The sequence below is a fragment of the Treponema bryantii genome, from assembly GCF_036492245.1.
GTDB classification, from domain to species: domain Bacteria; phylum Spirochaetota; class Spirochaetia; order Treponematales; family Treponemataceae; genus Treponema_D; species Treponema_D bryantii_C.
Genome location: NZ_AP025286.1, coordinates 1,625,322 through 1,649,287, shown reverse-complemented (window position 1 = coordinate 1,649,287; position 23,966 = coordinate 1,625,322). Strand labels below are relative to the sequence as shown.

Annotated in this window: 23 protein-coding genes; 13 read left to right on the top strand and 10 right to left on the bottom strand. The window is 37.4% G+C overall.

The window, feature by feature from the left end; all coding sequences use genetic code 11:
• The first annotated feature begins 1 nt into the window (after position 1).
• Positions 2-1,639, top strand: a complete 1,638-nt coding sequence (locus AABJ44_RS07260; RefSeq protein WP_074645132.1) for an FAD-dependent oxidoreductase — start codon at positions 2-4, stop codon at positions 1,637-1,639.
• A gap of 70 nt (positions 1,640-1,709) precedes the next feature.
• On the opposite strand, the gene AABJ44_RS07255 is transcribed toward AABJ44_RS07260, so the two are convergent.
• On the bottom strand, positions 1,710-2,579 hold the full coding sequence (locus tag AABJ44_RS07255) for a lipase family protein (protein WP_338371220.1): 870 nt from the start codon (positions 2,577-2,579) through the stop codon (positions 1,710-1,712).
• An 88-nt stretch (positions 2,580-2,667) separates the two neighbouring features.
• Here AABJ44_RS07255 and AABJ44_RS07250 point away from each other — a divergent pair, with 88 nt between their 5' ends.
• Positions 2,668-3,885 (top strand): aspartate-alanine antiporter-like transporter, encoded by a 1,218-nt coding sequence (locus AABJ44_RS07250; RefSeq protein ID WP_074645136.1) that lies wholly within the window; start codon positions 2,668-2,670, stop codon positions 3,883-3,885.
• Between the two features lie 59 nt (positions 3,886-3,944).
• On the opposite strand, the gene AABJ44_RS07245 is transcribed toward AABJ44_RS07250, so the two are convergent.
• The 7 genes from AABJ44_RS07245 to coaD all read right to left on the bottom strand — a co-directional run bounded on the left by AABJ44_RS07245 (position 3,945) and on the right by coaD (position 10,832).
• Positions 3,945-4,298 carry a hypothetical protein gene (locus AABJ44_RS07245; RefSeq protein WP_338371219.1) on the bottom strand — a complete coding sequence of 118 codons (354 nt, stop codon included), beginning with the start codon at positions 4,296-4,298 and terminating at the stop codon, positions 3,945-3,947.
• Positions 4,299-4,313: 15 nt separating this feature from the next.
• Positions 4,314-6,035: a M30 family zinc metallopeptidase gene (locus AABJ44_RS07240; RefSeq protein ID WP_338371218.1), complete on the bottom strand. Its 1,722-nt coding sequence runs from the start codon at positions 6,033-6,035 to the stop codon at positions 4,314-4,316.
• 31 nt (positions 6,036-6,066) lie between these two features.
• The gene (locus tag AABJ44_RS07235; RefSeq protein WP_338371217.1) at positions 6,067-8,958 is read right to left on the bottom strand and encodes a CHASE2 domain-containing protein; all 2,892 of its coding nucleotides are present in this window, start codon (positions 8,956-8,958) and stop codon (positions 6,067-6,069) included.
• Positions 8,959-8,998: 40 nt separating this feature from the next.
• The gene (gene rnc / locus AABJ44_RS07230; RefSeq protein ID WP_338371216.1) at positions 8,999-9,694 is read right to left on the bottom strand and encodes a ribonuclease III; all 696 of its coding nucleotides are present in this window, start codon (positions 9,692-9,694) and stop codon (positions 8,999-9,001) included.
• 68 nt (positions 9,695-9,762) lie between these two features.
• Entirely contained in the window at positions 9,763-10,002 is a 240-nt protein-coding gene (gene acpP / locus AABJ44_RS07225) for an acyl carrier protein (protein WP_027726958.1), read from the bottom strand.
• 18 nt (positions 10,003-10,020) lie between these two features.
• Complete coding sequence (rpmF, locus tag AABJ44_RS07220) at positions 10,021-10,209, bottom strand: 50S ribosomal protein L32 (protein ID WP_074645330.1); 189 nt, start codon at positions 10,207-10,209, stop codon at positions 10,021-10,023.
• A 146-nt stretch (positions 10,210-10,355) separates the two neighbouring features.
• Positions 10,356-10,832, bottom strand: a complete 477-nt coding sequence (gene coaD, locus AABJ44_RS07215) for a pantetheine-phosphate adenylyltransferase (RefSeq protein WP_338371215.1) — start codon at positions 10,830-10,832, stop codon at positions 10,356-10,358.
• Positions 10,833-10,887: 55 nt separating this feature from the next.
• On the opposite strand from coaD, the gene AABJ44_RS07210 reads away from it, so the two are divergent.
• The 11 genes from AABJ44_RS07210 (at position 10,888) to AABJ44_RS07160 (ending at position 21,237) form a co-directional block, all read left to right on the top strand.
• Positions 10,888-11,523 (top strand): hypothetical protein, encoded by a 636-nt coding sequence (locus AABJ44_RS07210; RefSeq protein ID WP_074645326.1) that lies wholly within the window; start codon positions 10,888-10,890, stop codon positions 11,521-11,523.
• Between the two features lie 75 nt (positions 11,524-11,598).
• A complete protein-coding gene (locus AABJ44_RS07205) occupies positions 11,599-12,315 on the top strand; it encodes a HEAT repeat domain-containing protein (RefSeq protein ID WP_338371214.1) in 717 nt (238 codons plus the stop codon).
• 94 nt (positions 12,316-12,409) lie between these two features.
• The gene (locus tag AABJ44_RS07200) at positions 12,410-13,000 is read left to right on the top strand and encodes a Maf family protein (protein ID WP_338371213.1); all 591 of its coding nucleotides are present in this window, start codon (positions 12,410-12,412) and stop codon (positions 12,998-13,000) included.
• 189 nt (positions 13,001-13,189) lie between these two features.
• Positions 13,190-14,065, top strand: coding sequence for a 30S ribosomal protein S2 (gene rpsB, locus AABJ44_RS07195; RefSeq protein ID WP_074645321.1), 876 nt, complete (start codon positions 13,190-13,192; stop codon positions 14,063-14,065).
• 3 nt (positions 14,066-14,068) lie between these two features.
• Positions 14,069-14,902, top strand: coding sequence for a translation elongation factor Ts (gene tsf / locus AABJ44_RS07190; protein WP_338371212.1), 834 nt, complete (start codon positions 14,069-14,071; stop codon positions 14,900-14,902).
• A gap of 97 nt (positions 14,903-14,999) precedes the next feature.
• A complete protein-coding gene (gene frr / locus AABJ44_RS07185; protein WP_074645317.1) occupies positions 15,000-15,542 on the top strand; it encodes a ribosome recycling factor in 543 nt (180 codons plus the stop codon).
• On the top strand, positions 15,542-16,279 hold the full coding sequence (gene uppS, locus AABJ44_RS07180) for a polyprenyl diphosphate synthase (RefSeq protein WP_338371211.1): 738 nt from the start codon (positions 15,542-15,544) through the stop codon (positions 16,277-16,279). Before frr ends, uppS begins: the two co-directional genes overlap by 1 nt.
• Before the next feature lie 2 nt (positions 16,280-16,281).
• Positions 16,282-17,118, top strand: a complete 837-nt coding sequence (locus tag AABJ44_RS07175; RefSeq protein WP_338371210.1) for a phosphatidate cytidylyltransferase — start codon at positions 16,282-16,284, stop codon at positions 17,116-17,118.
• Positions 17,119-17,120: 2 nt separating this feature from the next.
• On the top strand, positions 17,121-18,209 hold the full coding sequence (gene dxr / locus AABJ44_RS07170) for a 1-deoxy-D-xylulose-5-phosphate reductoisomerase (RefSeq protein ID WP_338371209.1): 1,089 nt from the start codon (positions 17,121-17,123) through the stop codon (positions 18,207-18,209).
• Positions 18,206-19,309, top strand: a complete 1,104-nt coding sequence (locus AABJ44_RS07165; RefSeq protein WP_338371208.1) for a M50 family metallopeptidase — start codon at positions 18,206-18,208, stop codon at positions 19,307-19,309. Before dxr ends, AABJ44_RS07165 begins: the two co-directional genes overlap by 4 nt.
• 20 nt (positions 19,310-19,329) lie before the next feature.
• Positions 19,330-21,237 (top strand): WD40 repeat domain-containing protein, encoded by a 1,908-nt coding sequence (locus AABJ44_RS07160; RefSeq protein ID WP_338371207.1) that lies wholly within the window; start codon positions 19,330-19,332, stop codon positions 21,235-21,237.
• On the opposite strand, the gene AABJ44_RS07155 is transcribed toward AABJ44_RS07160, so the two are convergent.
• Together AABJ44_RS07155 and AABJ44_RS07150 are read right to left on the bottom strand one after the other, a co-directional pair.
• The gene (locus AABJ44_RS07155; RefSeq protein WP_338371206.1) at positions 21,234-22,724 is read right to left on the bottom strand and encodes a glycogen synthase; all 1,491 of its coding nucleotides are present in this window, start codon (positions 22,722-22,724) and stop codon (positions 21,234-21,236) included. The genes AABJ44_RS07160 and AABJ44_RS07155 overlap by 4 nt on opposite strands.
• Before the next feature lie 9 nt (positions 22,725-22,733).
• Positions 22,734-23,921: a pyridoxal phosphate-dependent aminotransferase gene (locus AABJ44_RS07150; protein ID WP_338371205.1), complete on the bottom strand. Its 1,188-nt coding sequence runs from the start codon at positions 23,919-23,921 to the stop codon at positions 22,734-22,736.
• Positions 23,922-23,966 lie beyond the last annotated feature (45 nt).

Sequence of the window (23,966 nt, the reverse complement as noted above, 5' to 3'; positions counted from 1 at the left end):
TATGTACGGAAATTACCTTGACGATGCTGCGAAAATCGTAGCTGAAAAACGCGAAGAAAACCTTAAATTTGAACATGCTCGTCTTACAGCAGAACAGAAAGACGATCTTCTCTTGAAGTTCCACCCAGACCGCATTAAGAAACAGTTCACAGAACTTAAGATTGGTCCTAACAAGGGACAGCAGGCTCCTATCGAGCTCGCAGAAATGCTTCAGGCTAAACCACGCCTCGAGCCAGAAAAGATTGATCTTAACCACATTGACTATGAGTCAGACGTACTCGTAATTGGTGGTGGTGGAGCTGGAACTTCTGCTGCAATCATGGCTTCTGAAGCTGGAGCAAAAGTTCTTCTCGTAACAAAGCTCCGTGTTGGTGACGCTAACACAATGATGGCAGAAGGTGGAATCCAGGCTGCAGATAAGCCAAATGACTCACCTGCTCAGCACTTCCTCGACGCTTTTGGTGGCGGTCACTTTGACGGAAAACCAGAACTCGTATATACACTCGTAAACAAGGCTCCATCTGTAATCAAATGGTTGAACGACCTTGGTGTTGAATTCGACAAGATGCCAGACGGAACTATGGTAACAACTCATGGTGGTGGAACAAGCCGCAAGCGTATGCATGCATGTAAGGACTACTCTGGTGCTGAAATCATGCGAACGCTGCGCGATGAAACTTTCAACCGCGCAGACAAGATTACAGTTGTAGACTTTACAGCTGCTATCGAAATCATCAAGAACGACAAGGGCGAAGCTTGTGGTGCAGTTCTTATGAACATTGAAACTGGAGAAATCCGCATTGCTAAGGCTAAGGTTGTAATCATTGCAACTGGTGGTGCTGGACGTATGCACTATCAGGGCTTCCCAACTTCTAACCACTACGGTGCTACAGCAGACGGTCTTGTAATTGCATACCGCGCTGGTGCAAAACTCCTCTATCAGGATTCTTTGCAGTATCACCCAACTGGAGCTGCTTACCCAACTCAGATTCTTGGTAAACTTGTAACAGAAAAGGTTCGCTCTCTTGGAGCAAAACTTATCAATAAAGATGGTGAAGTTTACATTCACCCTCTTGAAACACGCGACGTAAACGCTTCTGGTATTATCCGCGAAGTTCGTGAAGGCCGTGGTGTTCATAATGACGTACAGGATGCTGTATGGCTTGATACTCCAATGATCGAAATGATCCACGGAGAAGGAACAATTCTTAAGTCAATTCCTGCTATGTACAACATGTTCATTAAGTACGGAATCGATATCCGTAAGGAACCAATTCTTGTTTACCCTACACTCCACTATCAGAATGGTGGTGTTGAAATTGACAAGACTTGCCACACTAACGTTGCTAACCTTCTCGTAGCTGGTGAAGCTTCTGGTGGTGTTCATGGTACAAACCGCCTGATGGGTAACTCACTCCTCGACGTAGTTGTATTCGGACGCGAAGCTGGTATTGAAGCTGGAAAGATGTTCAAGAAGATTAAGCTTTCTGACAAACTCAGCCTCCAGCACGTAAAGGATTTCGAAAAGGAACGTGCAGCTGCAAAGATTAAGGGCAGCGCAGTTTCTCCAAAGATACTCCCAACTTACCATCACGGTAACCCAGAGTTCGACAAAGAAATCCCTGGAGCTACACTCTAATTTTGACTGATCTCTGAGCAGAAACAAAGAGATCACAAAAAAGCCCGTCATTTATAATGACGGGCTTTTTTTACTCTGCTTCATATTTTGAATAATCATATTCTTCATAATAACAATGATAGTGTTCTCTATCTTTGTTTCTGAAACCGAACTTATCTCCAACTACACATTTTACATCACGCCGGCACACAGGAATACACCAGGTAACTACATCATTTGGAGTTACATACTCTCTGATTTTCTTACAGCTTTTCTTAACACTATAAAATGGATTATACCAGCACTTTACATCTCCCCAGGTTGTAAGTTCATCAATTTTCTTCTGTTTTTTAGTTCTTATTTCAAAGTGTCGGGCAGTAATTTTTGCCATTGCACTACCAATACTCCAGCCCCAAATTACAATTTTATAATCCGGATGCAGTTCAATCTGTTTAAAGAATTCATCTATAGGAATATTATTTGCAGACTTATAGACTTTTGCATAACCATAAGTTGTCCAGACTATTTTATTATCAAGCTTTAACGGCCATGGTAAAAACAGATAATTATTTCTCCAGTCTTCTTCACTATCACTTTCTTCAAACTGAATAATTACTTCTTTTGTATCATCATTTACCATTATTTTATAATCTAAATCTTCACCTACAACTTCATAATCACGAGTCTTTTTAAGAAGATAAAACTTTCTTTGTTCAGTAGTCATACTTTCAGATTCTTTAAGAATCCCAGCCCAACGAATTGCCTCTTCTTCTTCAGGTGTGAGTTTTGGTGCTTCAGGTTCTTCTTCTTTTATTTCAATTTCAATAACAGGTGGTGCAATTTCTATTTCTGCAACAGTTTCTTCTTCAATTTTTTCAGTATCCTGAAGTTGATTTGTTGTCTTACAGGATATAAATGCAAGTGATACAAATATAATTATAATAGTACAAAATTCTCTCATATAAATATTATAACACCTAAATCTCAAATTTTCACGTAACTTGCAACACATTTTACATATCAATATAATAGAAGATAGAGGTATAACAATGGTTCTTTTTGGTGGAATCTTATCAATTAAGACAATCAGTTTTTTAGTATTCTGTGTATTCGTAATCGCTGGATTAGGATACCTGCTTGGTAGAATCACTATTAAAGGTGTTTCTTTGGGAACTGCGGGAGTATTCATCGTAGCTCTTCTTTTTGGTGCATTCCTTTACAATCCTTTAGCTGCTCAGCTTAAGGTTGGTGGTGCTACTTATGTTTCAAACGCTCTTAAGATTGTAGAAAATCTTGGTTTGATTCTGTTTGTAACTTCAGTTGGTTTTATTGCTGGTCCAAGCTTCTTTGGTGATTTGAAGAAGAACTTCAAATCTTACATTCTTCTTGGTGTAATCATCATTTTGATTGGTGGTCTTTCATGTGCCGGTTGTATTGTATTTGATAACAAGGTATTCGGACGCGACCTCGAAGAAGTTTCTGCAATGCTCGTAGGTCTTCTTTCTGGTTCTCTTACTTCTACTCCAGCTTTCTCTGCTGCTAAGGCAACAGTAACAAGTGATGATCTTGAAGCAATCGTTGCTGTAGGTCATGGAATTGCTTACCTCTTTGGTGTAGTTGGTGTAGTTCTTTTTGTACAACTTGTTCCAAAGTTTGTAAAAGCAGATATGGATACAGAACGCGCTAAACTTTCTGAGTCTGCTCCAGAAGCTCCATCAAAACTCACAGGTTCAGAACTTGAACTTGATGTTTTCGGTTTCTGTGCATTCTCTCTCGTAGCTGTTCTTGGTGTATTCTTTGGTTCTTTCAAGTTTGGTAACTTCTCTCTTACAACTACTGGTGGATGTCTTATTCTTTCTTTGATTTTCGGTCACTTCCAGAAGATTGGAAAAGTAAGCATTATGCCACAGGAAGCAACTCTTAAGGTATTCCGCGAACTTGGTCTTATGCTCTTTTTGATTGGTGCCGGTGTTGCAGGTGGTGCTTCATTCGTTAAATACTTTGAATGGGTATACTTCATCTACGGAATTATCATGACACTTCTTCCAATGATTATTGGATTCTTCTTTGCTAAGTTCGTTCTTAAGTTGAACCTTTTGAATAACCTTGGTTCAATCTGTGGTGGTATGACTTCTACTCCAGCTCTTGGAACTTTGATTTCAACAGCAGGAACAGAAAAGGTAGCAGGTGCTTATGCTTCTACTTACCCTATCGCTCTTGTAGCAGTTGTACTTGTTTCACAGTTCCTTATTATTCTTTTCCGCTAATCGTTATAAGAATATAAAAAAAGCCGGTTTTTGAGTTTCCTCATAAAACCGGCTTTTATTTATTTAACAAACTTCCAGTCTATAACATTCAATTTTCCGTTTTTAAGAGTTTCGAACAAAAAAACTGGAACATCATCATCAGAAGTCTTTTTGACTTCATCCTGATAACCTTTTACCTGTATTTTCTTTCCCTGTGTATTTCTTAATTCAGAAATAACATTAGCATCTCCAATTAAAGAATATTCTTCACCAGAATCACAGACAATTCCAATAAATGTAAACGGTTCATTCCCATATACCCTTACAAGACCTTCAACCAATATCGAATCATCTTCTTCTGTTTTAGGTTTAGAAAATGCAAAACACATTAAAGTTGTAAGCATTATTAAAGATGCCAGAAAAATTCTTTTCATAACCTTTTACTCCAATTAATCTTTAAATACAACTTTATAACTTATATTCGAATCCATTGACCAAAATTTAGGATCTAAATAATTTTGATAATTATCTTGACTAACAGTTCCTAAATAAGTTGCAAACATTCCATATCCATCAAGTGTATAATATAAATAAGTTTCTTTCAAAATAAACGGGCCTAAATAATCAGTATTTAATTCAGCATTATATAATTGATCAATATACCAGTTAGTCTCATTTATATGTTTTCCAGGAAGAGTTACATACTGTGACAAATCAATAGCTTTACATTCAAATGTAACAGTCTTATTTCCCGCAATATCATTATAAGTTTTATCAACTTTTTTATTTAATGTATATTTACTAGTTTCAGGATTCATAATAACATTAAAGTATTGATTAAGAGCCTGTTCAAATGTTGTTACATCAGGATCTATTGACTTTTTTGATAAAGCTTCTGTAATGGCTCTTTCATCAATATATTTATTTGTAGCTAATTCTTTTATAAAATCAATACCAAAATTTCTGACTAAATATGCACCAAAGGCATAAGCATTAGCATAAGAAATACGAACATTCTTATCGTCTTGATATCCATGTGCTCTATCTCTCCAATAATTAAATCCCATATAAAAAGTCTGATTAAATAAAAATAATCTACCTTTTGGACTATCTTTATCATCAATTGAAAGGTGAGATTGCATTATATCTTCACAAACCATGGACATCATTTCATTAAACCATGTTGCAGATTCTTGATTATATCTAACTCCATCTTTTATAACTACAAAACCTGGATTAAGTGTTTTATTTACATAATGTAAAAGGTGCTGAAATTCATGAGCTATTGCTGACCTCTGCATTTCTGGTTGTTTTTCAAGAAACCAGCTATCAATATGTATACATTCACATTCATTAGATTTTCTTACATCTTCATTCTGGATCAGGTAATCATTTTTTATAAAATCCAAAGGCCAGAAATATCCTGCTACTCCACCACCATCATTTGCTTCAGTTATTTCATAATCACCATAAATATCATAGACAATAATATTTATTTTTGTATTTTCTGGAATATCAATTATATTTGAATATTCAAAAGTTGGAATATTGGAACCAAATAAATAAGTTTCCTTTTCGTAAATTTCGTCAAATGTATCAGCTAGTAACTGTAATTTCTCGTCAGTAATATTGATATTATCATTTTTTACATACCAAACATAACAATGTTCACCAATATTTGTCAAAACTGCACCTTTTGCTAATTCTTCTGAAGTCCCCCACAGCTCTGTTGCGGCAAAAAAGTCTCTGATATCATTGAGTTCTGGTTCTTTTTGTTCTGCTTCATTTCTTATAGCAGCTCTAGATTCCTCTGTACTTTTTATATACTTGATACCAAGAGAAGGTGGATTTACTGATTTGATTTTATATTGATTAGTAATTTCATCCGTTATAAGATTTCTGTCAACGTTTGCTGATCGAGATGGTGTAAAAACAGTTTTTGTTTCAGGACTTTTATTAGAAACTACCAGAAAAGCTTTTTTCCCTTCATAGACCGAAAAATCATAAATTGTATTAACTTCAGCTTCAACAATCTGAATTGGGTCATCAGAAGTTTTTTCCAGAATCACATTTTTAGGTGGTTCATACTTTGGATCTTCTGCTTCTTTAGCACATCCAACCATTGCTATGGATAAAGCCATAACACTAAACACTTTCAAAATTGTTTTCATTTAAATCTCCTTGAATTTTTAAATATTTTTTTTATTTTGAAGTCATATTTATAACACCGTCCCAATCATCTGCTACGCCGTTTTCTATAAAGTTCTTACAACGGTCTGCAAAAACAAGGGCAATCGGATCCCCGCCACACATTGAATTGGCCTGCATAAACAACTTACCTGCATTTGCAAAATCACGGGTAAGGTATTTATCCAGAGCGGCATGGAAGACATCAATCTGTTCACTCTGTTCCTGAGTAAGTTCGCTTGTAAAACCAATAATACTGTATAACTGAACTGGAGTCGAGCGTCCAACTACTCTAACCTGATCTAGACGCTTTGCAGCAATAGCTCCTTTATGTGCACCCGAATCTGCCATATTCCAGGTATCATCAGAACACATAATCCATGAACCATAAGCTTTATTTACACCTTCAAGACGGCTTGCAAGGTTTACTGTATCTCCAATCATAGTGTAATTAAGCTTACTGAAGGTATCGGTTTTACTTCCCATAAGACCTACAAAGGCTTCACCAGAGTTTACACCGATACGGGTTTGAAGAGGTTTAAGCTGAATTATTTCTTTTCTTCCATCTTCATGTGTAATCTCTTTAGGTTCAAACAAATCAGCATGCTTTTGGTTAAACTCAACTTCAACTTTTTTCATTCTGATTGCAGAATCAAGACAAAGATATGCCCATTCTTCCGGTGTATGAGTATTCATTGGGTCTGGAGCACCAAACATTGAGATAATCGCATCACCTTCGTATTTATCGATATTACCACTGTTTCGCAGAATCTCATTTGACATCTGTCCAAGGTATTCATTGAGAATCTCAATTAACTTGTTTGGTCCTTCATCACCATAAAGTTTACCAATGCTTTCACTGAGTGTTGAAAATTTCTGAATATCAGAGAAAAGCGCTGTAATACATTTTTTCTGACCTTCTGTTTTGAATGCATCCGGATTTTTACGAAGTTCATTAACGGTATCCTTGTTGGCAAAAGAAGAAGCAATCTGTGTAATGAACTGCTTTTCTTTATTACTAAGGAAGAAGCGGTAACCAATTCCGGCAGCCAGGTCTACGACCAAACACAAAATTGTTCCAATAAATTGAATATAATATTTGCTGAAAACAAATAATCCTCCCCATACAAGACAATAAATAAGATATGCAATGAATGTAATGATATTCTGTTTTGCATTTGAAGCCTTAATAAAAGTAAGCATAAAAATAGAAAGAGCGAATGCAAGTAAAAAGCCCCACTGCCATCTTACGTTATAGATAAAATCTTCGTTTAAGAGTGTATTCAAAACATTAGCGTGAATACCAACGTTCATATATTTAGTAATGTAAGGAGTTGCTCCAATATCAGTTGTTGAAGTAGCAGTATTTCCGATAATACAATATGCATTCTGATAAAGCTCCCTTAATTCCTTCATAAAATCATTAAAGGAATCTGAAAAATATTTCAGATTATCAAAATCTTCTGTAAGGTATGTTTTTAATTCTTCAACAGTTTCTTTATCTAACTGATTGGCAAGTTTATCAAGTCTTTGTATAACTGTCTCAAGATATCCGGCAGAAGCAAACTCATTTACATCCTTATAAAACTGATTTCTTAAATTAAAATATTCTGAATATTCATCTGGAGTAATTCCATCTATTACTGAACCATCTTCATTAAAACCAGTACACTTAGAAAGAAGCTGATCCTTCATATTTGTAATTGTATCATATTCATCAAGTAAATACCATGCAGCTCTTGTATATTCCATTTCTGAGCCATCATTTTCATAAACGGCCTGCTGAGCAATATTATTAAGACATACAAGTATCTGTTCTTCGAATGTATCCAGATGAATGATATTTATGATTGAATCATTTTTAAAGGATTCGTCACTTGAACCATGGCGGTAATTTATTATAAGTCGGCCATTAGAATCAAGCGGAATTTTTAAATCTTTTCGTTTTCCTGTATAAGCATTTTTTGCATTTTTTACAATAAGATAATCTTTTTCTCGTACAAGAGTATTAGAATCAGCAATTTCAAGAAATGGACCAAAAGCAAGCTGATTGATATAAGTATCATTGAACTTTACAAGGAGCTGTATTCTTCTGCGAACACCATCACTGTCTACTACAGAGTTTGTAAAGTTTGCACCATGAGCACGTGTCATCAGTTTATTCATTGCAGGATTAAAACCACGTTCCTCACCTGTTGAAATTGATGTATATTCATTTCCCAGTTCTACAAGATTTGAAACATCTTCTATCTTATCTGTAAGCATTCTTTTAATGATATATTGCTTATCTTCATTTGTGATATCATAACCTAAATTATCATGATTGATTGTAAGATATGCCTTTCCAAAGAACTGAAGACAACGTGCAAAATATTCATCGTTATCGCGCGACATGTTTTCTGCAATATAGGTCTGTAGATTTTCAAAAGTTGGCTCTATATTTTCAGCTATCATTTGGCTGACAAGAGAAGGAACTTCAGAAGCCCGTACATAGCCAGCATTGATTGCGGTAGAAAGCTGACTGATAAGTTCATTTACAGTATCTTCTGTTGCATAAATTTGCTTGAAGATTTTCTGTTCGGCTGCAGGAGCAATACCGTTTTTAGTTGGTGAAATATACTCAATATCGAAGATTGCTGTATCAACGCCAAGTTCTTTCATGCGTAACAATGCGTCAGCAATAGTATCGCGTCCCCATGGCCACTCACCAAGCTCTTTAATTGCATAGTCATCAATTTTTACGAGCATGATGTTTGGATCTGCAGCAGGTTCTTTTCTTTGTGTTAATAAAGAATCATATAAACGGAAATCGAGTTTTGAAAATATACCAGAATAAAATAAAACTCCGAAAACTAAAAAAATGATTAATTTGATGATAAAGCTGATAAATAGGTTTTTATTTTTCATAAACCTATTATATCAGATGTTATTAAATAAGTAAAAAAATTTAATTAAAAGAGTCTAAAGCGAGTTTTGCAGCCAGTTGTTCTGCTTCTTTTTTTGATTTAGCAGTAACAGGACCGAATACTTTATCACCTAAATGAACACATACTTTAAATGTTTGATCATGATCTGGACCTGTTTTAGAAACCAGTTCATACTGAGGACATTTTTTTGTTTTTTTCTGATACTTTTCCTGAAGCTGTGTTTTAAAGTCTTTTACTCCCTGTGAAAAAGTTTCTTTTACAGCAGGTTCAATAAAAGAAAGTACATATGCTTCTGCAGCCTTGTATCCTGAATCAAGATAATAAGCGCCGATAATTGCTTCCATACAGTCAGCAAGAATTGCAGGCTTTGTGCGGCCACCGCTCATCTCTTCACCGTGACCGAGCATCAATAGCTTGTCTATTCCAAACTTAATTGCTACAGGAGCAAGAGCTTTTTCTGATACAACTGCAGATTTTATTTTGGCAAGATCTCCTTCAGGATTGTCTAAATTATTATACAGATAGGCAGCCGTTACCATTCCAAGTACTGAGTCGCCAAGGAATTCAAGCCGCTCATTATTTTTCACTCCGTGTGCTTCATTTGTAAGTGAACGATGATGAAAGGCCTGATCTAAATGCTCAAGCTTCTTAAATTTTATTCCTACCCTGTTACAAAAATCAGACAGTTCTTTTTTACGTTGTTTTGTAAGTTCCATTTTTTTTCCGAAAAAAAAAGCACAAGTTTAATACTTGTGCTTTCTACGCTTTATCTTAGTCTAAAGACTTATTTGCCCTGTTCAGACTTGATGAAATCATAAGCGTCGCGAACAGTTTCGAATTCGTTTGCTTTTTCATCTGGGATGCTAACTCCCAATTCTTCTTCGATAGCATATACCAATTCATAAGTATCAAGGCTATCTGCTCCAAGATCGTTTCTGAAAGAAGAATCCAAAGTAATCTTTCCTTCGTCGATTTCCAATTTGTCAGCAATAAGCTTCTGGATTTTTTCAAACAATTCGTCCATTCTTTTTACTCCTAAGAATTAGCCATTAACTTCAGGTGTGATAACCTGGCGTCCGCGGTAGAAACCACATTTTGGACAAACGTGATGAGACTGTACAAGGTTTCCGCAGTTGCTGCATTCAACAAGCTGTGGTGCCTTAAGTTTCATGTTGATTGTCTGACGTCTTTTTGTTACGGCCTTTGATGTTTTACTTCTTGGTACTGCCATATATATAACCTCACTATAATTTATCAGATATAACTGAAGTTTAATATACAACAATTCCAATCTGAATGTCAATCTATTATATCAAATTAACATCGTTTGTCAAACAAAATTTCAAATTTTGTCATTTAAATTCCCCGTTACGGGAATTATTCATATTTCTTTTTTAATGCATCTGCTACAATAGCTGGAACCATACGGGAAATATCACCGCCAAACTGAGCCAGCTGCTTTATTGATGAAGATTTTACGATTGCATATTTTTCTTTTGACTGAAGGAATACAGTTTCAATATCTGGATTCAAATTCTGATTCATCAATGCAAGTTCAAATTCGTAACCAAAATCGTTAGCAGAGCGCACTCCCCTTACTAAAACTTTAGCACCAACTTCTTTTGCATAATTTACAATAATACCTTTATATGAATGAACAGAAACATTTCCGAATGGTTTAATCAGTTCCTTTAAAAACTGAACTCTTTCATCTTCAGAGAACATTGTCTTTTTTTCGGGATTTACAGAAACAACTACATCTACACTTTCAAAAAGTCCGGATGCTCTTTTAATAATATCTAAATGTCCATTTGTAGGAGGATCAAATGACCCTGCAAATACAGCTTTTACCATATATAAGTAATCTATCTTATTTGACGAAAACGGGCAATAGATGTAGAATTACCGCATGAAGAAGATTTATGTTTTAATTTCACTTATACTCGGAGTTTGTTTAATTTCATGTGGCTCAAAGCCTCAGGTAGAAGATACTAAGCCTGAAGCACCTGTTGTGGAAGAAACACAAAGCTTAGAAGTTGAAGACACTGAAGACGTTACAGAAGTTGAAGAAGATGTTGAATTGATTAATGAAGATGTTTCTATTCAGGAAGAAGATGAAGAAGAATATTTGCGTTCTACACAGGCTCTTTCTGCTGATGAATTTGTAACAAAAGACGAATTCACAGAAGATAAGGCTGAAATTCTCCGTATCATCAAAGAACTTCAGAAAGTAATGGAAAAAGAAGATGTTGAAGCATGGCTTAAATATGTTGATAAAGACTCTAAAAATTTCTATTCAAATCCTGTAAACATCAGAAAAGTAAATAAAAAACTTCCTAATAAAGCTATCGTTTTGAATGGAATTGGTGACTATTTTAAGTATGTATTCATTCCTTCACGTCATAACCGCGAAATTACAGAAATCAGATATATCTCAAAAACAAATACAAAGGCCGTTCAGGTACATGAGGACGGAAGTATTACAAGATATTATCAGTTCATAAAAGTAAACGGTAAATGGTACGTTCAGTTAGACCGCGTGTAATTTTCGTTGATTTTTTGGCTAGTATATTCTATAATTATTTTATTAGGTCTATGACCAATTACGGAGGAATTTTTAATGAAACTTTCTAGAAAAGTTCTTATTGCATCTGCAATGATGTTCGTATGTGGCTTTGCTTTTGCTCAGGAAAAAGAAACATCTGTTGAAAGCGAATACCTTAATGATGTTGATGGCGATATCATTATGACACTCGCTGACTCAGATGAATATGATAATAAACTTGTAGCACTTCAATACCTTCAGGCTGCACTTGATGATGGTAATACTTCTGATGCTGTGATTCAGGCACTTGATCGTCTTGCTGGAGAAGGTCTTACAACACAGTCTCGTACAAATGGACGTCTTAATAACAACTTCCCAGAAATCCGCCGTGAAGCATGTAAGCTTATGGCAAAAGTTCCTACCGAACATTCTAAGAATATGTTAGTTTCAATTGCTGTTGCAGATAATGAGCCAATGGTAATTGCAGCTGCTGTAAAATCTCTTGGTGAAATCGGAATCAATGAAAATGATGAAGTTGTTGATGCAATCGCTTTTGCTAACCGCCGTAATCAGGTTTTGAATCCAACAAGTTCACTTGCACTTGAAGTTCTTAATGCTTTCGAAATGCTTGCTGATAAAACAGAAAATAAAAAGACTATGATTGATGCTGTTGCACGTATTTCAACAGACTATCACTATGTAACTCCTGTAAGACAGAAGGCATACAAGCTTTTGAAGACACTCTCAAGCAACTCAGATTCTAAGAAATCAAACAGCTCTGATGCAAAATAATTTTGCAATAGAATTCTAATATTTAAAAAGGGCTTCCGAAAGGCAGCTCTTTTTTTAACATAAAAAAAGTAATTACAATAACGTCGGAGCAAATATGGAACCAATTATCCTCGCCTCATCTTCACCACGCAGACAGGAAATCTTAAAAATGCTTAAGATTCCATTTAGAGTTATCATTCCAAATATTGATGAAACACTAACTTCTGCAATTGAAAAAGAACAAATACCAGAATTACTTGCACAGGAAAAAGTTTCTGCTGTAATCCGTTCTCTGCCGGTTGGTCAGGAAATTCAGTGGATTCTCGGAGCAGATACAGTTATTCTCTTTAATGACAAGATTATTGGAAAACCAGAGAATCATGACCAGGCTGTAGAATATCTTTCTGCACTTCAGGGAAATACTCATACAGTTTTAACTGCAATTGTTCTTTATAACGGCCGTGAAAAGAAAACAATTTCTCGCCTTTGCAAAACCAACGTTACTTTTGCTCCAATGACTAATGAAGAAATTGAATGGTATGTAGAAACTGGTGAATGGCATGGAGCTGCCGGCGGATATAGAATCCAGAGTCTTGCATCCTGCTTTATCTCAAAGATTGAAGGCTCTTATTCCGGAGCGGTCGGCTTGCCTATTTTTGAGCTTTACGATATATTAAAAGAGCAGGGATATTCTATTATAGAATAACTTCCCCGTGAAATACGCATTCGTCAAGGCACGCTTCGCTTAAAGCCTTGACAAACGCGTTTTATGTGCTGGCTGTTAGCATAGCACTATAATCTTCCGTACTCTCCCGCTTGGGCGAGCATCGAGAAATAGAGTTTGGTGGTGAATGTGCTGTAAAGCATTTGTAATTCACCCGTGAAGGAGTTAATCATGGCAGTAGTAACCATGAAGAACCTGTTGGAATCTGGAGTACACTTCGGACATCAGGTAAAACGCTGGGATCCACGTATGAAGAAGTACATCTTCGCAGAACGCAATGGTATCCACATTATCGACTTGCAGAAGACAATCGCTGCAATCAAAGACGGCTATGATGAAGTACGTAGAGTTACTGCATCTGGCAAATCTATCCTCTTCGTAGGAACTAAAAAACAGGCACAGCAGGCTGTACAGAAAGAAGCTGAACGCTGTGGTATGTTCTATGTAAACAACCGCTGGCTTGGTGGTATGCTTACAAACTTCGCTACAATCAAAAAATCACTTCAGCGCCTCAAGAAAATCGAAAAGATGGAAATTGACGGCACATTCGATAATCTTACAAAGAAAGAAGTAGCTGCTCTCCAGAAGGAAAAGGCAAAGCTCGAAAAGAACCTCGGTGGTATTAAAGAAATGAAGGAACTCCCAGGAGCTCTCTTCGTAATCGATACACACAAAGAACAGCTCGCAGTTGCAGAAGCACGCAGAATGGGTATCCCAATCATCGCTGTTGTTGATACAAACTGTAACCCAGAAGGTATCGACTACCCTATTCCAGGTAACGATGACGCTATCCGCGCTATTTCTTTGTTCACTTCTATTATTGCTAACGCTGTAATTGAATCTGACAATGAAGCTGGTCTTAAGATTCTTGAGAACCTTAATGACGAAGATGATGTTCAGACTGACGCTTCTACACGTACAGAAGATCAGGAAATAGTTGATTACTCAAACTATCAGCCAACTGAACCAAAAGAAGAAGATGTTGAAGCAGACGAAAAAGAAAGCCTTGCTGACGACGTTGACGAAGACAAAATTTATAAGGACTAATATATGGCAATCACAGCAGCTGACGTAAAGGCACTTCGCGAAGCAACTGGTGCCGGAATGATGGAATGTAAAAAAGCCCTTACAGAATGTAACGGCGACATGGCAGAAGCCGAAAAATATCTTAAGGAAAAGGGACTTGCAGCTATGGCTAAACGCGCTGAGCGTGCTACAACTGAAGGTCGTCTTTTCATCCGCCAGAACGGTAATAAGATCGTTGTTGTTGAACTTACTTGTGAAACAGACTTCGTTGCAAACAACGCTGACTTTATCGCTGTAGGCGAAAAGCTCCTCGACGTAACTTTCGAAAAGGGTTACACAAAGGTTGAGGCTGATCACGAAGCTATCCTTGAACCACTCAAGGTATCTATCCGTGAAAACATGAAGGTTGCAAAGGTTGAGGTAATTGATGTACCTGCTGATGCATCTGCTTCATTCTACGTACACTCAGACAAGAAAACTGGTGCTGTAGTTGTAGTTAAGGGTTCTACTGCAGATGTAGTAAAGACTTTTGCTTATGACTGCTGTCTCCACATTGCAGCTTTCACACCAGCTTACACATCAAAGAAAGATGTTCCAGAGACTTATGTTGCTGAACAGAAGGAAATCTTCAAGGCACAGATGGATCAGGACGAAAAGATGGCTGGTAAGCCTGAGAACGTTAAGGAAGGAATTCTTCAGGGTAAGATTAACAAGCACCTTGCAGAAATCTGTTTCGAAGACCAGATGTTCGTAAAGGACGACAAGAAAACTGTAACAGCAAAACTTGCAGAAGTTGGAAAGGAAGCTGGTGCTACACTCAGCTTTGCTACAGCAAAACTTTTTGTTCTTGGTAAGTAAATAAACCACCGTCATTGCGAGCGAAGCGAAGCAATCCATTTAACAGATTGCTTCGTCGCTTCGCTCCTCGCAATGACGAGTTTCTAGGAGGAAAAAAATGGCAGACATTGAAGAAAGAATGGAAAAAACAATCGCTTCTTTGAAGGATTCTTTTAACACAATCAGAACTGGACGCGCTAATGCCGCAATTTTTGATAAGGTTCGTGTTGATTATTACGGAACAAAATCACCTTTGAATCAGGTTGCTACAATTGCAATTCCTGAAGCACGTTCTGTCATCATCACTCCTTTTGACAAATCACTTATTTCTGAAATTGAAAAGGCTATTCAGGTAGCTGACCTTGGATTGAACCCATCAAACGATGGTAAGGTAATCCGCATTGCAATTCCTGCTCTTACTGCAGACCGCCGTAAGGAACTTGTAAAGCAGGCTAAAACAGTTGCAGAAAACTCAAGAACTGCAATCCGTAACATCCGTCGCGACGGAAACGATGAGCTCAAAAAGCAGCAGAAAGACGGAGAGCTCACAGAAGACGGACTTAAAACTGAAACAGACAAGCTTCAGAAGCTTACAGATAAATACATCGATGAAATCAACAAGATTTACGATGCAAAAGAAAAGGACATAATGCAGAACTAATGCAGGCAATTATGGCTTTGGATAAGGAAAATCTTCCGCTGCATGTTGCCATTACGATGGACGGTAACGGAAGATGGGCTCAGGCAAAAAAACTTCCACGCACTTCTGGTCACGATGAAGGACTTCGCACCGCAAAAAGAATTGTAAAGGCTGCAAGCGACATCGGAATTAAGTATCTTACACTTTATGTATTTTCAACTGAAAACTGGAAGCGCGCTGAACAAGAAGTTGGATTCCTGATGAACCTTATCCACACTCACCTTTGTGCAGAACTTGCTTTTTATAAAGAAAACGGAATAAGAGTTCGACATATCGGTAATTTTGAAGCATTACCGGCAAGTATTCAAAAAGATATCAAACAGGCAATGGACGATACAGCAGACTTTAAGGGTATGACTGTAAATCTTGCCATCAACTACGGCGGCCGTGACGAAATAATCCGCGGCATCAAAAAAATCATAGAAAATAAAGTATCTCCCGACCAACTGGATGAAAAAACTTTCTCCAGCTATCTCGATATGCCCGAATGTCCGGATGTCGATGTTCTTATCAGAACTGGTGGAGAACAGCGTTTAAGCAACTATCTGTTATGGCATGTTGCTTATGCTGAACAAATATATACAGACACACTCTGGCCTGATTATTCAAACGAAGAGTTCTATTCACATATAGAAGCCTTCCAGCATAGAAACAGACGTTTCGGTGCCGAAAAACCGGCCTCTAAAAAAGGAAAATAATTATGAGCAAAGTTGCAAAAAGACTTTTGACATTTTTTATAGGAATCCCACTTGTACTTGCAATTGTATTTTGTGACTGGTTGAATCACCTGCCTTTGCAGATTACCATTGGAATCTTTGCAGTATTAGGCGCAAATGAGTTTTACAACATGCTGTCTAAAAAAGGTATAGTACTTTTTAATCGTGAAGTAGTTTTGATTGGCACTGCCCTCCTTCCATTTTCTTGTTATACCTTTATTTTATCAGGTCTTTCACTTGATATTACACCATGGCTTTTCATTTCTTTAGTGATTCTTTTGATGGGTTTTGAATGCTTTACTGCAAAGTCTTTTGAAAACTCACTTTCTAAAATTGCCTATACAACACTTACCTTCTTCTACACAGGCTTCCTTCTTACATTCCTTTCAAGAATGACAATCCTTCCAGATTCAAAAATAATCATAAGTTTGTTTTTGATTTTTGTTTTCATGTGTGATTCTTTTGCATGGTTCTTTGGAATCCTTTTTGGAAAATCAACACGAGGTTTTGTTGCAGCAAGTCCTAATAAGAGTCTTGTAGGTTTTATTGGCGGAATTATCGGTTCTTTGGGTTGTGGTTTTGTTCTTAAATATTTCTTCCCAGCTGCAATTTCAATCAGCAATTTAAATCTTGTAATTCTTGGTATCATTACTTCAGTTTCTGCAATTATTGGTGATTTGATTGAATCTGTTTTCAAACGTTCCTGCGATATTAAAGACAGTGGTAATTTAATTCCTGGCCGTGGTGGAGTTCTTGATTCAATTGACTCAGTTGTAATCGCAGCTCCAATTTTCTATATTGGATATAACTTCCTGTTCTAATTATGAAAAGAGTTCTAGTTCTTGGCTGTACTGGCTCAATAGGAACCAGTACACTCGATATTATTAATAATATGGGTTCTGATTTTTGTGTATGCGGACTTCAGGCTCACTCAAACAAAAATAAACTTGCTGATCTTTCAGCAAACTACAAATGTCCTTCCCTTCTTTCCTGTGAAGACAATTCTGCAGAAGCTTTTCAAAAGCTTATAGATGAATCAAAACCAGATATCGTAGTAAACGGAATTGCCGGAGCTGCAGGACTCGTTCCTTCAAAAGTTGTACTTGAAAACGGAATTGATCTTGCTCTCGCAAATAAAGAGACAATTGTAATGGCAGGTCCTCTTATTAAAGAGCTTGCACGTACTAAAGGGGCTCAACTTCTTCCTGTTGATTCAGAACATTCTGCAATCTTCAATCTTACTCAGAGAATTGGAATGAATAACATCTCTAAGATTGTGATTACAGCAAGCGGCGGTCCTTTCCGTACATATACAAAAGAACAGCTCGAAAACGTAACACTTGAACAGGCACTTAAACATCCTACCTGGAATATGGGAAAGAAAATCACAATTGATTCTTCGACACTTGCTAACAAGGGCCTTGAAGTTATTGAAGCTGCTTTTCTTTTTGATGTTACTGCAGAACAGATTCAGGTTGTTGTACATCCTCAGAGCCTTATTCATTCCCTTGTTCGTACAAATGACGGTGAACTTTACGCACAGATTTCTGAACCGGATATGAAGCATCCGATTTTATGTGCCCTCAACTGGCCGGAAAACAAGGCTTGTTACATGGAACAATTTGATTTGTTTGATAAAGAGATGACTTTTTACAAACCTAGAATGGATGATTTCCCGCTTCTATCATACGCTTTTGAATGTGTAAAAAAAGGTAACTGTTATCCTATTGCTTTCAACGCAGCTAATGAAGTTGCGGTACATGCTTTTATAGACGGAAAAATTACATACCCTGCTATTTCAAGAATTGTACGTTCTGTACTTGATAATGACTGGAATACTAAACTAGATTCATTTGATACTGTATTTGAAGCAGATAAAAAAGCACGTACACTTGCATCGGAGCAGCTATGAAATGGCTTTACGGAATTCTCTGTCTGTTCTTTTTAATTGTATTTCATGAATTCGGCCACTTTATTGCAGCAAAACTTTTTGGTGTAAAAGTTGAAAGTTTTTCAATAGGATTTGGTCCTGTTTTATTACACAGAACTGTACGTGGAACAGATTACCGTTTATCTTTAATTCCCCTCGGCGGCTACTGTGGCATGAAAGGAGAAAAAGATTTTCAAAAAGCAATTGAAGAAAAGCTGCCTCAGGTTGGCGGAGATGCAGATTCTCTTTATGGCATTCATCCTTTTAAGAGAGCTTTAATTGGTTTTGCAGGTCCTTTCTTTAATTTTATTTTTTCAGTAATTGCCTGTGCATTTATAAATGGAATCGGATACACCTATTATACTTATTCAAATAAGATTTTAATAAATGATCAGGTGACATCTTCTGCCGCAAGAGATGCAGGAATTATTTCCGGAGATCAGATAATCAGTATCAATGGAAAAACTATTGAAGACTTTTCTAATCTGATTGAAGAAGTTTCAATCAGACCAGATGAAGACCTGCTTATACGGGTTTTACGAGATGGAAAGGAACTTGAGTTTACAGTTCATACAGAACTCGATAAATCAACAGGTTCTGGTAAACTCGGTGTAGCAGCAGATACATCTGATGTGCTTGAAAAAGAATCTCCTCGTTACGGATTCTTTGGCGCAATAGGACATGGTTTTATTGATGCCATCAAAACAGCAGCCTTAACAATCAAAAGCATTGGTATTTTATTTAAGGGTGTTGATATGGATAATGCTGTGAGCGGTCCTGCGCGTGTTACAGAAATGCTTGGAAGTACTGTAAAAAACGGTTTTTCAGAAGGATTTAGAGTTGGTTTTGTAAGCCTTATGAGCCTTATGTCTGTAATCAGCATTTCTCTTTTTATTATGAATCTTCTGCCTATTCCAATTTTGGATGGCGGACTCATTCTTATTGCTTTTATTGAAATTATAATTAGACGCCGTATAAATCCTCGCATTCAATATTATGTGCAGTTTATCGGCCTTGCATTCATTGCTTTACTATTTATCATTGGCGTAAAGGGTGATATTCTATATTTTATAAAAAAATAATTCAGGAGTTTTGAACCGTTATGAAAAAGATTTTTTCTTTGATTGCTTCAGCTTTTTTGATTTTCTCTGTTTCAGCACAATCTCATATTTCAACCCAATCTCATCAGGCTCAGGTAACTCAGGTTGCTCCGGTTTCTGCCAGAGGAACTGATGGTTCATATTACACAGCTTCTGATGATGGCTTTGTTATTAGATGGACTTTCGACGGACAGGGTGAACATTATCAGTTCTCTGATGTTGCAATTAAACTGCTTGCAGTTTCTCCAGATGGAAACGAAATTGCTCTTTACGAAACAGACGGTGGTTCAATTAACCGCATTACAGTCTGGGACTGGAAAACTCTTTCGAGAAAATATCTGAAGAAGTTTTCTGATTCAATTACATCACTCTCCTACTCTTCAAAAGGAAATTATCTTATTGCAGGAACAGCTACTGTAGACGGTGCCGTATTTATCAGAACACAGGGCTGGCAGATTGTAGATAAAATTAAAGCAAATACAGGAATTGTAAGTTATATTCATACAAGTGCTACAGAAAAGACCTGTGCATTCTATTCTCCTTCGGGAAATCTTTCTTTTTATGATTTTACAACCGGAAAATTGAAACAGAAGATGCAGATTGTAAAAGGACTTTCTCAAACTGTAATGTATAATGAAAACCGTTATTTTGCAGGAATCAGAGACGGTTCAATTTATATTACAGCAGCAGGAAAAACAATTGCTTCTGTATCAGCTAATAATCCGATTATAATTTCTACAGAAGCTGATTACAACCTTTATTATCTCGAAACTGATGGCCGTGGAAACTACGAAGTAAAAATGCTCGAAAGCCTTGAAGATAACAAGGTTTCAAATCCACGTCTTGTAAAATCGCTTAAAGGTCCGCGTGGCTCAGCAGTAATCACCGCGGCTGTAAAAGATGCTACAAACATTTACTTTGGAAGCAAAACAGGTTCCGTTTATAAAAGTGAAGTTGAAGCAACTATTACAACAAACACAATGGTAGAAATGACAGAAAATACATATTCAAAGATTTATGGAATGGCACCTGCTGAAAACGATTTCTACTTCCTTACTACAAATGCAATTTACCGTTCTTCTTATGATACTGGTGTAATCTCAAGGCTTTCATCAACATCAGGAGAAACTGATATTATTTCTTATAAAGATAATTCTGTAATTCTCTGGAGTCAGTCTGAAAAGACTCCAATTAAACTTTTAAATCTTGATACAAAAACTCCTTCAGTTCTTTTTACTCCAAAGAACAGTGTTCAAAAAGTACGTCTTTGCAGTGTAGATGGAAAAGATTATCTTATTGAAATTGAAAGTAACAGTGTTGTAAATCTTTATGATATTCAGACTGGTACTCTTTCTGAAGTTTATTCTGGAACTGGTATTCAAGATGCTGTTTATATGAACAATAAACTCGTTTATATTGCAAAGTCTGCTGCAACAAATCCACAGACTCCACTGCTTACAGTAAATCCTGAGACAATGGAAACAGTACCTATCAGTATTAAGGGTAACGTTACTTACGCTCTGAGCACAGATGGTAAAACAATTTATGGTCTTTATATTGTTTCTGATGAGACAGGACGCAATACTTATGTATTCTCTTATAATGTTTATACAAAGCAGATGACAAATATTTTGAAGTTTGCGGAAGAAGATGCAGAAGCATTTACTTATCTGAATGGAAATACACTTTTTACAAACATCGGACGTAATAAGGTTTACTGCTATAATCTTTCTACTAAGAAAAGATTCGCATATAACCGCTCAGCTTCTATTCCTAAAACACTTTGTTTGAACAGCCGCCGTGCGGTTATTTTGAACTCTAATGGTAGTATTTCTTGGTGCGGAACTTCTGATTCTAAATTGCTTGCAGACTGGTATCTTACTAAAGATGACCAGTGGTACGAGTTCTAACGCCAGTCGGCAGTGTTAATTCCACAGCCACGCCACAGAGCATCAGAATATATTCCTACATAATTTTGAGCGCTTGTGTCCCAGCTGAAATTTTTCTGCATACCGCGTACCTGCATTTTTTTGATGTGATCTTTTTTATTGTAGTATGCCCATACAGCCCAGCCAGTTGTGTCGTAAACTGCACCTGGAGTCAGATTATCAAACAGGAAGCCGGTTCCATCTCCACTAAACTCATTGTACTGCTCAACTGTGTCTGCAAGGCCACCAGTACGGCGTACAATTGGCAGAGTTCCATAAAGCATTGAGTACATCTGATTAAGGCCACATGGCTCATAGCGAGAAGGCATTAAGAAGAAGTCAGAACCTGCTTCAATCAGATGACTAAGGCTTTCATCATATCCAATGTAAGCACGAAGATTCGGAAGTTTTGACTGAAGGGAATTTATTTCGTCTTCACACCATTTTTCACCGCTTCCCAGAATTGCAAACTGTACATCCATATTTGCACAGATGCTGTAAATGCTTCCGTAAGATGGAGCAAATACTTCTGCAATACCCTTCTGATCTGCAAGACGGGTTACAATACCAATAACTGGAACATCTTTCTTTACCGGAAGTCCCATTCGCTTCTGAAGAGCTTCCTTACATTTAGCCTTACCGCTAAGATCTTTATAATCAAAATTGGCAGGAAGAAGTTTATCTGTTTTTGGATTCCAGGTTTCGAGGTCACAGCCGTTGAGGACACCTCGAACAACATCTGAGCGTACACGCAGCAAGCCATCGAGGCCGAAGCCACCTTCTACACTCTTCATTTCGCCAGCATAAGTTGGAGAAACAGTTGTAATCATATCTGCACAGGAAATACCAGCCTGTAAGAGGTTGATGCTTCCGTTACGTTCAAAACCACCGCCGTAGTAAAGATTCCAGTCCAAACCAAGAGCCGGGAATGAATCTTTACTATACCAGCCCTGATATCCAAGATTATGAATTGTCAGAACTGAGGCAGTATGAGCAAAATAACCGTTACGGCAAACGTGTTTTAATAGTACTGGAACAAGACAACAGAACCAGTCGTGGGCATGCATAATGTCCGGATACCAGCCAAGCAGACGACAGAGCTGGAAAGCACCGTGGCACAAAACAGCAGAACGGTATGGATTATCATGGAAATCAGGCTCAGCCTTAGTTCCATAAATACCGTCGCGTCCGAAACACTGCTCGTGATCAATAAAGTAAACAGGAACATCAGTTCCAGGAAGAGGAGCTTCATAAACCTTTACCCAGGTTTCGATGGTTCCAGCGGCAACAGCAAGAGGAGCCTCAATGGCCTTAAGTTTGCTGCGGTCTATCTTATAGTAACGAGGCATAACGATACGAACATCATGTCCCTGTTTTCTAAGATTTATTGCAAGTGCTGAAACGGCGTCTGCAAGTCCACCGGTTTTAGCAAAAGGAACTGTTTCCGAAGTAACCATCAAAATTTTCATATAGCTCTCCTATTCTTCATGAACTGCTTTATAAAAAGCTTCTTTACTATTCAAAATACTCTGTTCAGAACAGCAATATGCGATTCTGAACCAGCCTTTACCTGCGAATCCGCTTCCTGGAGCGCAGAGAATATTGTATTTTTTCAGATGATTTGTGAAGGCCATATCATCATCATTCCATTTATCAGGACATTTTACCCAGAGGTAGAAAGCACCTTCTGGTTTTGCATATTTGAGGCCGGCATAATCCATAACCTCGCAGATTTCTTTCATGCGCTTTTCGTATGTAGAAAAATCACATTCTGCATCCCAGCTTTTTGCAATAACCTTCTGGAAAAAGGCCGGGCAGTTTACAAAGCCAAGGACACGTGTACAGAAAATTGCAGCTGCAATAAAATCAGCTTTTTCAGGACAGGCAGGATTTACACAAACATAACCTACACGCTCACCTGGAACACTGAGATTTTTTGCAAAGGAAGTTGCAATTACAGAATATTCATATTTATCAAAAACTGTAGCAACTTTTTTTCCATAAGTAATGTCGCGGTAAGGTTCATCACAAATCAGATATGGATAACGGCCTGTTTTTGCACCGAACTCTTTGAGCATATCTGTAAGCGCAATCAAATCAGCTTCATCATAAATACGACCACTTGGATTGTTAGGTGAATTGATAAGAACAGCAGCAGTTTTAGGACCAAGAGCTGCCTTTATCGCATCAACATCAAGAGAAAAATCTTCCTTAGTTTTTACAGGAACAACTTCACCGTCGTGATTATGAACATAATTATTATATTCAGCAAAATATGGACAAGGAATTACAATTTCCTCGCCAGGATTCAGAAGTGACTTAAGGACAACATTAAGTGCACCACCGGCTCCAACTTCCATAACAACACAGTCTGCAGTAACAGGAACTCCCTGTTCTTTTGCTGTTTTTGCGGCCATTGCGGCACGGGTTTCAGGGTATCCGGCATTCGGCATATAACCGTGGCGGAGGTGGGTAGTATCTGCAGCTACTTCTCGAACTGCATCAACTACTTTCTGCGGGGGGTCAAGGTCGGGGTTTCCGATACTGAAATCATAAACTTTATCTGCACCGTATTTCTGCTTAAGAATGGCGCCCTCTTCAAACATCTTGCGGATAACTCCGTTGGATGGGCTTTCAACTATATCTTTTACTTTCTTTGAAATCATAAAGATATTATACCACAGTTTCTGTTTACTTGCAAAAGTTGTTTC